Origin of the sequence: Methylobacterium sp. WSM2598 (genome assembly GCF_000379105.1) — a bacterium.
Lineage (GTDB): Bacteria > Pseudomonadota > Alphaproteobacteria > Rhizobiales > Beijerinckiaceae > Methylobacterium.
Window position 1 is genome coordinate 5,128,726 of record NZ_KB900609.1, and the last position, 12,765, is coordinate 5,141,490.

At 72.7% G+C, this 12,765-nt stretch carries 11 protein-coding genes and 1 pseudogene; 6 read left to right on the forward strand and 6 right to left on the reverse strand.

All coding sequences use genetic code 11. The features are described 5' to 3' along the window. Window positions 1-300: 300 nt before the first annotated feature. Window positions 301-534, forward strand: a complete 234-nt coding sequence (locus MET2598_RS0124200) for a hypothetical protein (protein WP_012330641.1) — start codon at window positions 301-303, stop codon at window positions 532-534. On the opposite strand, the gene MET2598_RS0124205 is transcribed toward MET2598_RS0124200, so the two are convergent. Then, window positions 522-842, reverse strand: coding sequence for a hypothetical protein (locus MET2598_RS0124205; protein WP_018262654.1), 321 nt, complete (start codon window positions 840-842; stop codon window positions 522-524). The genes MET2598_RS0124200 and MET2598_RS0124205 overlap by 13 nt on opposite strands. Next, window positions 817-1,593, reverse strand: a complete 777-nt coding sequence (locus MET2598_RS0124210; RefSeq protein ID WP_018262655.1) for an RlmE family RNA methyltransferase — start codon at window positions 1,591-1,593, stop codon at window positions 817-819. Before MET2598_RS0124210 ends, MET2598_RS0124205 begins: the two co-directional genes overlap by 26 nt. Window positions 1,594-1,790: 197 nt before the next feature. Here MET2598_RS0124210 and MET2598_RS0124215 point away from each other — a divergent pair, with 197 nt between their 5' ends. Beyond that, window positions 1,791-2,072 carry a hypothetical protein gene (locus tag MET2598_RS0124215; protein WP_012330638.1) on the forward strand — a complete coding sequence of 94 codons (282 nt, stop codon included), beginning with the start codon at window positions 1,791-1,793 and terminating at the stop codon, window positions 2,070-2,072. Beyond that, window positions 2,069-2,536, forward strand: a complete 468-nt coding sequence (locus MET2598_RS0124220) for a PIN domain-containing protein (RefSeq protein WP_018262656.1) — start codon at window positions 2,069-2,071, stop codon at window positions 2,534-2,536. Before MET2598_RS0124215 ends, MET2598_RS0124220 begins: the two co-directional genes overlap by 4 nt. A 20-nt stretch (window positions 2,537-2,556) precedes the next feature. Here MET2598_RS0124220 and MET2598_RS0124225 read toward each other — a convergent pair whose 3' ends face one another. The 4 genes from MET2598_RS0124225 to MET2598_RS0124240 form a co-directional block, all read right to left on the reverse strand. Then, window positions 2,557-3,684 (reverse strand): Ppx/GppA phosphatase family protein, encoded by a 1,128-nt coding sequence (locus MET2598_RS0124225; RefSeq protein ID WP_026190924.1) that lies wholly within the window; start codon window positions 3,682-3,684, stop codon window positions 2,557-2,559. Between the two features lie 111 nt (window positions 3,685-3,795). Continuing rightward, a complete protein-coding gene (locus MET2598_RS0124230; RefSeq protein ID WP_012330635.1) occupies window positions 3,796-4,275 on the reverse strand; it encodes a response regulator in 480 nt (159 codons plus the stop codon). Window positions 4,276-4,382: 107 nt separating this feature from the next. Next, window positions 4,383-5,582 (reverse strand): MFS transporter, encoded by a 1,200-nt coding sequence (locus MET2598_RS0124235; protein WP_018262657.1) that lies wholly within the window; start codon window positions 5,580-5,582, stop codon window positions 4,383-4,385. Window positions 5,583-5,673: 91 nt separating this feature from the next. Next, window positions 5,674-5,931, reverse strand: coding sequence for a (2Fe-2S)-binding protein (locus tag MET2598_RS0124240; protein WP_012330633.1), 258 nt, complete (start codon window positions 5,929-5,931; stop codon window positions 5,674-5,676). 291 nt (window positions 5,932-6,222) lie between these two features. On the opposite strand from MET2598_RS0124240, the gene MET2598_RS0124245 reads away from it, so the two are divergent. The 3 genes and pseudogenes from MET2598_RS0124245 to MET2598_RS0124260 all read left to right on the forward strand — a co-directional run bounded on the left by MET2598_RS0124245 (window position 6,223) and on the right by MET2598_RS0124260 (window position 12,740). Continuing rightward, window positions 6,223-8,817, forward strand: a complete 2,595-nt coding sequence (locus tag MET2598_RS0124245) for a PAS domain-containing protein (protein WP_018262658.1) — start codon at window positions 6,223-6,225, stop codon at window positions 8,815-8,817. A gap of 766 nt (window positions 8,818-9,583) precedes the next feature. After that, window positions 9,584-12,065: pseudogene (locus MET2598_RS37270) on the forward strand (TonB-dependent receptor). 21 nt (window positions 12,066-12,086) lie between these two features. Further along, entirely contained in the window at window positions 12,087-12,740 is a 654-nt protein-coding gene (locus MET2598_RS0124260; RefSeq protein WP_018262660.1) for a response regulator transcription factor, read from the forward strand. Window positions 12,741-12,765: the final 25 nt, after the last annotated feature.

Consider the following 12,765-nt stretch of genomic DNA (forward strand, 5'->3'; position numbering starts at 1 on the left):
CCGCGTTGCTCGGCCGGTGCGGCGCGGGCCGGCCGCGTGCCGGGGCGGCCCGCGCGTCGTCTGGCGCGACCTTGCGGAACCGGCGGGAACGGGGCGGGGCGCGCCTCGGCCCGGCGCCGGGCTTCCCCAAGGGGCGGGCGGGCGACCAATCGTTAACCATCCGCTCCCAGAATGCCCCCGCGCGGCGGCGTCCAAATCGCCCGCCGCGGGACCCGGTTTCTCCGCCGCCGCGGGACTTGGTTTCGCCGCTTTGGCGGCCCACCCTCATCCCGGCCTTCCAACCGCCAAGGGGCGACGCTCATGCTCGGCACGGTCTCCGCCTTCCTGATGATCCTGATGGTTCTGGCGCTTCGGAACCTCGCCAAGGCGGTGCTGCTGCCGGTCTACGCGGTGCGCGACATCCACCGGGGCCGCTATCGGCGCGGCCTGGTGCTCCTCGCCTGCTCGGGCCTCGCCGCCTGGGCGATCTGGAGCGTCACCCACGCCGCCCGCTCGCCGGCGATCCCGGTCGCGGCCTCCGTCTATACCGGCTGATCGGGCGGGCGCGCCGCCGCCACGGCCCGCAGGGCGGCCGCGACGCGCGCCCGCACCCCGGCCTCGGAGAGCGGCGCGGCGATCACGAGGCTCGTCACCACGTCCGGGTATTGCCGGCGGCGCTTGGGCGTGCGGGCATGGTCGGCGATCCGGACCTGATGCGGGCCGCCCGGCGCCCGCAGGTAGAGGCTGCCGCTGCGCGCGCCCCGCGCCACCGTCTCGAAGCCCTCGGCGAGGAGCAGGCCGTGCGCCAGCGCCCGCGCGGCGCGCGGGGTCAGCCGGTCAGGGCCGCCAAGCCGGCGCCGCATCGTCCGCCCGCCCGTCCTCGGCGGGCTCCTGCGCCTCGCCCGCGCGCTCGCTCGCGCCCCGGTAGCCGGTGGCGAGCACGTAGAGCTCGCTCGAATCCGCCCGGCTCGCCGCCGGCTTCACGTGGCGCACCGCGGCGAAGTCGCGCTTGAGGTCGGCGAGCAGCCCGCCCTCGGTCCCGCCCTGCAGCACCTTGGCGAGGTAGGCCCCGCCCGGGGCCAGCACCTCGCGGGCGAAGGCGGCGGCGGTCTCGGCGAGCCCCATGATGCGCAGGTGGTCGGTCTTCTTGTGCCCGGTGGCGTTGGCCGCCATGTCCGACATCACGAGGTCGGCCGGGCCGCCGAGGAGCGCGATCAGGCGCGCGGGCGCGCTCGGGTCGAGGAAGTCGAGGGTGAGGAAGTCGACTCCCGGCATCGGCTCGATCTCCAGGAGGTCGATGCCGACGACCCGGCCGTGGGGCGGCGGCGCGCCCGGATGGCTGCCGACCTTGGCGGCGGCCACCTGCGACCAGCCTCCCGGCGCCGCCCCGAGATCCACCACCCGCTGGCCGGGCCTGAGGAGGTGGAAGCGCTCGTCGATCTCCAGGAGCTTGTAGGCGGCCCGCGAGCGGTAGCCCTCGCGCTTGGCGCGGGCCACGTAGGGGTCGTTGAGCTGCCGCTCCAGCCAGCGCTTGGACGAGACCGTGCGCCCGCGCCCGGTCTTCACCCGCTGCTTGAGGTCGCCCCGCTGGCCGCCGCCCCTCCGGTCGCTCATTCGTCGCTCCTGCACCCGCGATCCAGATGACGCCGCACCGCGCAACTCGCAAGGGGCGCCCGGGCCGGGGACGCGGCGGAGCGGGGCGCCCGCGGCCGCCTCCGGGAGCGGACCGGACGCGGCGCTCGACGTCGCCGGGCCGGGTGCTAAGCTGCGCACCGCGCGCGGCGCAGGCCGTCGCCGGCCCGGGGTGACCCATGGATGTCAAGGAAGCGGTGGCGAGGGCGAAGCACTTCCTGGCAGATGTCTTTTCGGACGAGACCGTATCCGAGATCCGGCTCGAGGAGATCGCGTTCGACCGGAGTGAGCGGGCATGGTTGGTCACTCTTGGCCTCTTGAGGCCGGCTGGGGCCGACGCGCAGACCTCCTTTGGGGTTCTCAAGCCTGTTCTGTACAAGAGAACGTATAAGATCGTCCGTATTCCGGAAGATTCGAACGAGATGCCATCCATAAAAATTCGCGAGGTGAGCGAGGGATGAGCACTGCGATTCTCCTTGACACCCAGTTGCTCGTGCTCCTGGTGGTCGGCCGAACGTCGAAGGGAATCGTCGCCAAGCACAAGAACCTCACCGAGTTCACGGCGGAGGATTTCGACCTGCTTCTGATTTTGCTCGGTGATAATCCTGCTCTGATCCTGCTCCCGAACACCGTCTCGGAGGCCGCGAACCTGCTCCGGCAGCATCGGGATCCTGAGAGGACCGCCATCCTGCGCACCTTCGCCGAGATCATCGGCGGCCACGCGGAGCACTACGTGGCCAGCAGGAAGGTGGTGGTACGGCGCGAATACGCGCGGCTCGGCATCACGGACTCAGCCATCCTTGAGATCGGTCGCGGTAATCTGGAGATTCTGACCGCGGACCTCGACCTTTACCTGGCGGCCGTTGGCCTGAGCCTCCGCGCGACGAACTTCAACCATAAGCGCGAGGAGTTCGACCTCTTGTGAGATCGGGGAGGCGCCGCCGCTCAGCCCCGCCCGCCCCGGCGCCAGACGCCGTCCTCGCGCATCATGTTCATGAGCAGGCCCTCGCGCAGGCCGCGGTCGGCGATGCGCAGGCGCTCGGACGGGAAGGCCCGCCGGATCGCTTCCAGGATGGCGCAGCCGGCCAGGACCAGGTCGGCCCGGTCGCGGCCGATGCAGGGATTGCGCGCCCGCTCGGCGAGCCGCGTGTCGAGCAGGTCGGTGATCGCCGTCGAGACCTCGCGGTCGCTCATCCAGAGCCCGTCGATGCGCCGCCGGTCGTAGCGCGGCAGGCGCAGGTGCATGGCGGCCAGCGTCGTGACCGTGCCGGAGGTGCCGAGCAGGTGGAAATGCGGCGCCTGCGCGGCCGCGCCCGCCATCAGGGCGAACTTGGTGAGCTTGGTCGAGACGTCCTCGACCATGCCCTCGAAGATCGCCGGCGTGACGTCGGTGCCGCCGTAGCGCTCGGTGAGGGTGACGACGCCGACCGGCAGCGAGTCCCAGGCGCGGATGCGCAGGGTCGGGTCGGCGCTGCGGGCGAGCGCCGCGGAGCCGTGCAGCCAGACGATCTCGGTCGAGCCGCCGCCGATGTCGAAGATCACCACCGATTCCGCGTGCCGGTCGGCCAGGGCCGCGCAGCCCGTCACCGCCAGGTAGGCCTCGGTGCGGCGGTCCACGACCTCGAGGTTGAGCCCGACGTCCCGGCGCACCCGCCGGACGAAATCCGGGCCGTTCACGGCGAGCCGGCAGGCCTCCGTGGCGATGACCTTCGAGCGGACGACGCCGCGCGTCTCCATCTTGGCCCGGCAGACGGCGAGCGCCTCGACGGTGCGCTGGATCGCCTCGTCGCTCAGGTGGTCGGTGCTGCCGAGGCCCTCGCCCAGGCGCACGATGCGCGAGAAGGCGTCGACGACGCGGAACCCGTAGGGCGCCGGCTCGGCGATCAGGAGCCGGCAATTGTTCGTGCCGAGGTCGAGGGCCGCGTAGGGGCGCCGCCCCTGCGGCCGCAGCGCCGGGAGGGGCCGCACCGCGCCGGCCGCCCGCTGCGCCTCGCGCAGCAGCACGCTCTGGCGCGCCGGCTCCGCCCTCTCCGCGGCGCGCGCCGGCACGGGGGCGGCAGTCTCGTCCCTCACGACGCCAACAATCCTTCCAGCCCGCGCAATCCGCGTGGGCAGCGCTGTCACGCTCCAAGCTTACGTCGCTGCCGTGGGAACGCAATGCGTCGTTGCACCCGATTCTCCCGATCAGGCGACCACTTTCGGGTTCATCGAGAAGGCGACCCGCGGCAGCGGGCGCAGCAGGCTCTTCACCTGCGAGAACGGCCGCGGGCGGTTGATGACCTCGTCGAGCCGCGACCAGAGGGTCTTGGGGGAGAAGGGCTTGGCGATGATCTCGTTGACCCCGAGATTGACCGCCCGGTCGACGATGTTGCGCCGCGGCTGGGCCAGCATCAGGATGATCGGCACGGTCGGGGCGGGCGAGGTCGCCGGGGTGCGGGCGAGGCGGATGAACTCCTCCCCCGACAGGATGGCGAGGTCCCAGTCGAGGACCACGAGGTCGGGCTTGCTCTCGGCGAGCGCCCCCAGCGCCTCGGCCCCGTCCGGCGCCTCCAGCACGCGCTTGATGCCGACGCGCATCAGCATGTCGCGGACGATGCGGCGCAGGTAGAGGCTCTCGTCGACGACCAGGGCGGAGAGGTCCGGGAAGGTCGGGGTGGCGATCATCGGGGCGGCTCGACGCGAACGCCCGATCCTGCGCCCGCCCTGCCTACGGTTTCGCTAATCCCGGCGGCCCGGGATGCCGAGGCGTCGGGCGACCGGCGCAGCGCGCCTCACGGCGCCTCCGGCAGCGGCGCCAGCAGGGCGAGCCGCAGGGCCGCCAGGAGGGCCGCGCCGTAGAGCGCGCCGACGAAGGCCGCGACGCCGGTCCAGCCCGCCTGGGCGTAGAACCAGCCGCCCGCCGTGCCGAGGACCGAGGAGCCCAGATAGTAGAGGAACAGGTAGAGGGAGGAGGCCTGGGCGCGGTCGCGGCGCGCCCGCCGCCCGACCCAGCTGCTCGCCACCGAGTGGGCGCCGAAGAACCCGACCGTGGCGACGACGATGCCGAGCACGATCAGGACGAGGCTCTCGGCGAGGGTCAGCGCGACGCCGCCGAGGGCCGCCGCGATGGCGAGCCACAGCACCCGGCGGCGCCCGAACAGGCTCGCCGCGTGCCCGGCCGCGGTCGAGGAGGCGGTGCCCGCGAGGTAGACCGCGAAGATCGCCGCGACGGCGGTCTGGCTCAGCGCGTAGGGCGGCGCCAGCAGGCGGAAGCCGATGTAGTTGTAGAGCGTGACGAAGCCGCCCATCAGCAGGAAGGCCTCGGCGAAGAGCCAGGGCAGGCCCGCGTCGCGGAAATGGTGCAGGAAGCTGCCGGGCACCGCCCGCCAGGGCAGGGGGCGGGGCGTGAAGCGGGCCGAGGGCGGCAGGCCGCGCGCGAAGGCGATGGCCGCCGCGAGCGCCAGCAGGCCGATCGCCGCGAGCGCCGCGCGCCAGCCGAGCCGGTCCGCGAGGGCGCCGCTGAGGAGCCGGCCGGCCATGCCCCCGAGCGAATTCCCGCTGATCAGGAGCCCCATGGCGAGGCCGAGGGCGCGCCCGTGCATCTCCTCGCTGAGATAGGCCATGGCCACGGCCGGCACGCCGCTCATGGCGAGGCCCGCCAGGGCCCGCACGGCCAGGAAACCGTGCCAGGTCGGCATCGCGGCGGCGACCAGGGTGAGGAGGGCCGCGGAAAAGAGTGAGACCACCATCACGGGCTTGCGCCCGAACACCTCCGACAGGGGGCTGACCACCAGGAGGGAGACGGCGAGGAGGCCGGTCGCCAGGGAGAGCGACAGGCTGCTCGCCGCCGGGCCGACGCCGAATTCCTCGGCGAAGACCGGCAGCAGCGGCTGGACCGCGTAGAGCACCGCGAAGGTCGAGAAGCCCGCCGCCGCGAGCGCGTAGGCGGTGCGGCGGAAGGCCGGCGTGCCGGCCTCGATGCTGTCCTGCATGCCGCCCCGGCCCCCGCCCCCGTCCCTCGCTACCGGAAGCGCCCGGCCCCGGGAAGTCCCGCGCCCGCGGATCGCGCGGGCCCGGGCCGGGTCAGGCCGCCTCGGCGGCAGCCGGCGCGGCCGCCGCCGCCAGCGTGCAGGCGGCGCCGCAGGACGTCGCGCAGGAGGCGTGCACCTCGTCGAGCGCCCGCGAGAGGATGCTCCGGATGGTGCGCGCGCAGCGCCCGCATTTCGGGCTGCAGCCGAGGCAGGCATAGACCTGGGCCGGCGTCCGCGGGCAGGCCGGACCCGGATTCAGGCACGCGCGCACTTGGCCGTCGGAGAAGACGTTGCAGGAACAGACGATCATGCTGGGATCAGGGCATCCGGTTTCGCGTGGCGCCCGGCAAACCGGTTGCACCGCAGATTAGAACTCTTGAAAACTACAGCACTTTCAACAAGTTAGCGATTCGGTCGCGGCATTGCAACCACTGCCGCAACCCTGCGACGGAATCACGCCGGGGCCCCGCGCCGGCGCGCGCCCGGTTGTCTCAGGGGCAGGGGGCGGCTATCGCCGACGCTCTTGTTGCCCCGACGCTCTTGCCCCGACGCTCTTGCCCAAGGTGCGGCCGCCTGATCGGCCGGCGGACCGTGACAGCCGATGACCCTCCCGCGCGATGATGGTCCGACCACCCCCTCTCGCGAGCCCGCGGGCTGGAGCGAGCGCGAGCGGCTGGCCGCGCTCGACGCCTGCGGGATCCTCGACACGCCGCCCGAGCCCGAATTCGACGACGCGGTGCAGATCGCCCGGCAGGCCTGCCGGGCGCCGATGGCGCTGATCAGCCTGGTCGCGGAGACGCGCCAATGGTTCAAGGCCGCCTCGGGCCTCGCCCTGCGCGAGACCGGGAGGGACGCCTCGGTCTGCGCCCATGCCCTGGGCCTGGCCGGGCCGCTCGTCATCCCGGACCTCGCGCGCGACCCCCGCACGGCGCGAAACCCGCTGGTGACCGGGCCGCCGGGCCTGCGCTTCTACGCCGGCCACCCGCTGGTCGGCCGGGACGGGCTGCCCCTCGGGGCGCTCTGCGTCCTCGACACCGCGCCGCGGCCGGGCGGCCTGTCCGAGGAGGAACTCGTCGCGCTCGCGGCGCTCGCCCGGCAGGTGATGACGCAGATCGAGCTGCGCCGCGCCCTCGCCGAGCGCGACCGGGCGCTCGCCGCCGCCCGGGCGAGCCGCCACGACCTGCGGCTCATCACCGACGCGCTCCCGGTCCTGATCGCGACGATCGACCGAGACGAGGTCTACCGCTTCGTCAACCGCCACTACGAGACCTGGTTCGGCCTGAGCCCGGAGCGGATCGTCGGGCGCTCCCTGCGGGAGGTGATCGGGGAGGGGGCCTACGCGGAGCGCCGGCCCCACATCGCGCGGGCGCTCGCCGGCGAGCCCGCCCGCTTCGAGATCAGGCTGCCGCGCCCCGGAAGGGCGGCGCGCCCCGGGGGTGCGGCGCGCGACGTGCGGGTGCAGTACGTGCCGGCGGAGGACGGGGGCTTCCACCTGCTCGCCATCGACGTCACGGCCGAGAAGGCGGCCGAGGCCGCCATGGCCGACAGCCTGATGAAGTTCCGGGCCATCGCCGAGTCGATGCCGCAGATGGTCTGGTCGACCCTGCCGGACGGCTACCACGACTACTACAATTCCCGCTGGTACGAGTTCACCGGCGTGGCGCCCGGCTCGACGGACGGGGAGGGCTGGAACGCGATCTTCCATCCCGACGACCGGGCCGAGGCGTGGCGGCGCTGGCGACGCGCCCTCGCCACCGGGGAGACCTACGAGATCGAGTACCGCCTGCGCCGCCGCGACGGCGTCCACCGCTGGGTGCTCGGCCGCGCGGTCCCGCTCCGGGACCCCGCCAGCGGGGCGATCCAGCGCTGGTTCGGCACCTGCACGGACATCGACGACCAAGTGCGCGCCCGCGAGACGCTGGCGCGGGGCCGCGAGACGCTGGAGACCCTGGTCCGCGGGCGCACGGCGGCCCTCGAGGAGGCGAATGCGCGGCTCACCGCCGAGATGGCCGAGCGCGGCCGGGTCGAGGAGCGGCTGCGCCAAGCGCAGAAGATGGAGGCGGTGGGCCAGCTCACCGGCGGCATCGCCCACGACTTCAACAACCTCCTCACCGGGATCACGGGCGCCCTCGACCTGCTGCGCGCGCGCCTCGCCGAGGGGCGGCTCGACGCCCTGCCGCGCTACGCCGACCTCGCTACCGCCTCGGCGCAGCGCGCCGCGGCGCTCACCCACCGGTTGCTCGCCTTCGCGCGCCGCCAGCCCCTGGCGGCGCGGGGCGTCGACGCCAACGCCCTCGTCGCCTCGATGGGCGACCTGCTGCGGCGCACCCTGTCGGAGCGCGTCGCCCTCGACCTCGATCTCGCCGAGGATCTCTGGGCGACCCTGTGCGACCCCAACCAGCTGGAGAACGCCATCCTCAACCTCGCGATCAACGCCCGCGACGCGATGCCGGAGGGCGGGCGGCTCACGATCGCGACCGCGAATCTGCGCCTCGACGGGGCCGCGCCGGCGGGCGAGGACGGGCCGGCGCCGGGCGACTACGTGCGGATCGCCGTCCGCGACACGGGCGCCGGCATGCCGCCGGACGTGGCGGCGCGCGCGTTCGAGCCGTTCTTCACGACGAAGCCTCTCGGCGAGGGCACGGGGCTCGGCCTGCCGATGATCTACGGCTTCGCCAAGCAGTCGGACGGGCAGGTGCGCATCGCCTCGGAGGTCGCGCGCGGCACCGAGGTGAGCCTGATCCTGCCGCGCCACCACGGCCCCGCCGCCGCGTCCCTCGCGCCGCGTCCCGCCCCGGCCCGCGGGCCCGGGACGGGCACGATCCTCGTCGTCGAGGACGATCCGACCGTGCGCGCGCTCATCGCCGAGACCTTGAGCGACCGCGGCTACCGGGTGCGGGAGGCGGCGGACGGCCCGGCGGGCCTCGCCGCCCTGGAGGCCGCCCCCGTCGACCTCGTCGTGACGGATGTCGGGCTGCCGGGCCTCAACGGGCGCCAGATGATCGACCAGGCCCGGGGCGCGCGGCCGGACCTCAGGGTGCTGTTCATCACCGGCTACGCCGAGAACGCCGCCTTCGGCGGCGGCCATCTCGGGGCCGGCATGGCGATGATCACCAAGCCCTTCGCGATCGAGGCGCTCGCCGCGAAGGTCCAGGCGATCCTTGAGGCCGGGGCGCCCGCGGAGGTCCGCCCCTGATCGCGGTTCCGGAGCCGGTCGGGCGCAGCAGGGTCTTGCGCGGGTTGCTCGGAAAGCCGAGCGGATCACGGCGGGGCCGACGCTCGGCAAGATGCTCGGCAAGATGCTCGGCAAGTTGCTCGCCATGCGCTGCATGGCCGTCCGCCGGTGGGGCGCGCCGTCCGTCGCGAGCGGCGTCTTGCCGAGTTCGAGCGCGGTCGCGTCCGTCGCGGCCTGCAGCTGCGTTCGCTTCTGCAGTGCTAAATTACAATCTATTCCCATAAACACAGCCATGCTGAGCGACGGGCGGTCGCTGCAGTGACGATGGCGGGATTTCCACGCGCGTCTTTTCGGAAGAAAGAACCCTCACGCACGACGATCTGGGCGATCAAATCCGGATGAATGTCTGATATTGACCGGCATCTGTCCGGATCAAAACGCTTTCGGATAGCAAAAATGATGAAATACGGGGGCGTTTGCAGTCGGAGGACGGTTACGGTTGCGTGAAGAACGGGCCGATGGCGGTGCCGGGCCGCGCGGCGCGGCGACGCGCCCCGGCCGGGAACAAGCGGCAAAATTGATTCCTAAGTATTCCCGGGAGAATTTCCCATTCGTCTCGGCCAGATGTGATGATTATGATACAGTTTGCGCCCCATCGCGACGATCCAATCCCGGTGATCGCGCCGAGATGGCCGGTTGATTGCGGCTGAAACGCGGTTTTCGTATGCCGAGAAGGCGGGAACGGCTCCGCGATATCTAAGAAATTCTCATGAATCGGGGGAACACGATGGTGGCGCTGCGCCGCGCTCTCTTGGTCACGACGGTTCTCGCGCATTGCACCGCGCCCGTCCTCGTCGGACCGGCGGCCGCCCAGAGTGGCCTGATCGCCCTCGAGCAGATCGACGTGGTCCCGGTCACCCCGGTCGCGGGCGCGGGCGGCCTGCGCCGCGCGGAGGGCGGCGCCCCCGTCGCCGCCGGCGGCGCCCTGCCGCTCGCCAAGGTCCCCTTCACGGTCGAGACCGTCTCGGCCCGCCAGATCGCGCAGGACCGCGCCACCCTCGATCCCACCTTCACGCTCGCCCGCACCACCCCGGGCGTCAGCCTCTCCGACGGCCAGGGCAACGGTTTCCGCCAGACCGTGACCTATCGCGGCTTCGACGCCTCGCCGGTCCAGGGCGCTCCCCAGGGCCTCGCCGTCTACCAGAACGGCACCCGCATCAACGAGGCCTTCGGCGACGTCGTCAACTGGGACCTGATCCCCTCCGTCGCCATCAACCGCATCGACATCGTCACCGGCAACCCGATCTTCGGCCTCAACGCGCTGGGCGGGGCGGTCAACGTCGAGATGAAGAACGGCTTCACCTGGCAGGGCCGCGAGGTCTCGGTGGCGGGCGGCTCGGACGGGCGCATCCTGGGCACCCTGCAGTACGGCGAGGTGGTCGGGCCGTGGAGCGTCTACTTCGCGGGCGAGGGGCTCAAGGACGACGGCTGGCGCTACAAGTCGCCCTCCGAGATCGGCCGGGTCTACGCCGATCTCGGCCACCGCAGCCTCGATTCCGAGTTCCACCTCATCGCCTCGGGCGCCAAGACCTTCTTCGGCGCCGCCGCCGGCGACCCCGGTCGACCTGAGCCGCGCGGACGAGCGGGCAATCTTCACCAACCCGCAGACCACCGACACCGAGGTCGGGCAGATCCAGGTCACCGGGCGGGTCAGCCTGACGCCGGGCTGGGACCTGGCGGGCAACGCCTACCTGCGCCGCTTCAGCCAGCGCTACGTGGACGGCAACGACGGCAACTTCGAGAATTGCAGCACCCGCTCCAACTTCCGCGGCTTCCTCTGCTTCGAGGATGACGGGTTCACCGCCGCGCCCGGCCAGACCCAGGCCCAGTTCCGCAACCAGTTCCTGCTGCTCGGCGCGGGCAACGCGCCGATCCCGTTCCGGGCGGGCATCCCGTACGGCACCCTCGACACGGTCAAGACCGAGGCGACCGGCTGGGGCGGCTCGCTCCAGGCCACCAACCGCGACCGCCTCCTCGATCACGGCAACACCTTCATCCTCGGCGGCAGCATCGACGTCGCCGATTACAGCTTCAAGTCCGCCAGCCTGCTCGGCCTCATCAACCCGGATCTGAGCGTCACCACCAACCCGCTCAACCCCACCTACGGGCTCGTCCCGGGCCTCGGTACCGGGCCCCTGCGCACCGCCGCCGCCCTCGGCATCGCTCCCAGCAGCGTGATCGGCTCCAACCTCTCCATGGGCCTCTACGCCCTCGACACTTTCGACCTCACCGAGCAACTCTCGCTCACCGCCGGCGCCCGCCTGAACTTCGCCCGCATCGCGACCCGGGACCTGACCGGCTTCTCGCCCGACGTCACCGGCACCCACTACTACACCCGCGTCAACCCGGTCGCCGGCCTGACCTACAGGGTCGCGCCCTGGCTCAGCCTCTACGGCGGCTACTCCGAGTCCAACCGCGCCCCGACCCCGCTCGAACTCGCCTGCGCCAACCCGAACCGGCCCTGCCTGCTGCCCAACTCGCTGGTCGCCGACCCGCCGCTCAAGCAGGTCGAGGCCCAGACCTACGAGGCGGGCCTGCGCGGCGCGGTGCCGGACTTCTACGAGGGCGGGCTGCTGAGCTACAAGCTCGGCCTGTTCCGCACCGACCTGACCCACGACATCCTGCAGGTAGCGGTGCCGGGCAACGCGGCCCGGGGCTACTACGTGAACGTGCCGGCGACCCGGCGCCAGGGTGTGGAGGTGGCGGCGGAGTACGCGGCGGAGCGGGTGAGCCTCTATGCCAACTACGCGCTGATCGACGCGACCTTCCAGTTCCAGGGCGAGTTGTCGTCGCCTAACAACCCCCTGGCGAGCGGGGACGGGCTGATCCGGGTGCGTCCGGGCAACAAGGTTCCGCTGGTGCCCGAGCACCAGATCAAGGCGGGGTTCGAGGTCGCGGTGACGCCGGAGTGGCGGCTCGGGATGAACGTGGCGGCGTTCTCGTCGTCGTTTTTCCGGGGCGACGAGTCGAACCTGAACCGGAAGCTGGCGCCCTACGCGCTGGTGAACCTGACGACGAGCTATCAAGTGTCGCGGGAGGTGCAGCTGTTCGGTCTGGTGACGAACCTAACCAACACGCGGGTGGCGAATTTCGGGACGTTCATCGAGCCGAGCGCGGCCTTCGCGAACCGCTATGCGCTGACCGACCCGCGCAGCACGACCCTGCTGCAGCCGCTCTCGGTCTACGGCGGCATGCGCGTGACCTGGTGAGGAGCGCCGGGACGCGCGGCGATGGACGGGGTGCTGCTCGTCGACGGTCACCCGATCGTCCGCGACGCGCTGCGCGGGCTGCTGGAACCCATGGGGGCCACCGTCCTGACGGCCGGCAGCCCGGAGGAGGGCGAGCGCCTGGCCCGGGTGCATCGGCCGTCCCTCGTCGTCACCGACCTGGCCTTCCCGGGGGCGCCGCTCGGCGGGCTCGCCCTGATCCGGCGCCTGCTGCGCGAGCGCGATCCGGCCCCGCGCGTGCTGGTCTTCAGCCGGTGCGATGCGCCCGGCCTCGCCCCACTGGCCCTGCGCGCGGGCGCCCTCGGCTACGTGAGCAAGGCCGCGGGGCTCGCCGAGTTCGCCCGCGCCTACCGCCGGGTCCGCGCCGGCAAGGGCTACCTGACGGCCGACCTGGCCCTCGCCCTGGCCGCGCCCGCCCGGTCCGCGGACCCGCTCGACGGGCTGACGGGGCGCCAGCTGCGGATCCTGCGGCTCATGGCCGAGGGCCGCTCCCAGCGGCAGGCGGCGGAGGCGCTGCTGGTCAGCGCGAAGACCGTCTCGAACGAGGTGGCGTTGATCCGCGAGCGGGTCCGGGCCGGCGACCGGTCCGGGCTGGTCCGCTTCGCCCTGCGGCACCGGGAGGCGGTCGCGATCCGCCTCGCCGCCGATCCATGCTGACGGGCCGCCCCCGCGCCTTGCCGCC

What these genes read in the sequence shown, in the direction of transcription:
- MET2598_RS0124260 (WP_018262660.1), top strand. Translation starts at nt 12,087, where the DNA reads ATGGACGGGGTGCTGCTCGTCGACGGTCACCCGATCGTCCGCGACGCG.
- MET2598_RS0124245 (WP_018262658.1), top strand. Translation starts at nt 6,223, where the DNA reads ATGACCCTCCCGCGCGATGATGGTCCGACCACCCCCTCTCGCGAGCCC.
- MET2598_RS0124205 (WP_018262654.1), bottom strand. Translation starts at nt 842, where the DNA reads ATGCGGCGCCGGCTTGGCGGCCCTGACCGGCTGACCCCGCGCGCCGCG.
- MET2598_RS0124235 (WP_018262657.1), bottom strand. Translation starts at nt 5,582, where the DNA reads ATGCAGGACAGCATCGAGGCCGGCACGCCGGCCTTCCGCCGCACCGCC.
- MET2598_RS0124220 (WP_018262656.1), top strand. Translation starts at nt 2,069, where the DNA reads ATGAGCACTGCGATTCTCCTTGACACCCAGTTGCTCGTGCTCCTGGTG.
- MET2598_RS0124215 (WP_012330638.1), top strand. Translation starts at nt 1,791, where the DNA reads ATGGATGTCAAGGAAGCGGTGGCGAGGGCGAAGCACTTCCTGGCAGAT.
- MET2598_RS0124210 (WP_018262655.1), bottom strand. Translation starts at nt 1,593, where the DNA reads ATGAGCGACCGGAGGGGCGGCGGCCAGCGGGGCGACCTCAAGCAGCGG.
- MET2598_RS0124240 (WP_012330633.1), bottom strand. Translation starts at nt 5,931, where the DNA reads ATGATCGTCTGTTCCTGCAACGTCTTCTCCGACGGCCAAGTGCGCGCG.
- MET2598_RS0124230 (WP_012330635.1), bottom strand. Translation starts at nt 4,275, where the DNA reads ATGATCGCCACCCCGACCTTCCCGGACCTCTCCGCCCTGGTCGTCGAC.
- MET2598_RS0124200 (WP_012330641.1), top strand. Translation starts at nt 301, where the DNA reads ATGCTCGGCACGGTCTCCGCCTTCCTGATGATCCTGATGGTTCTGGCG.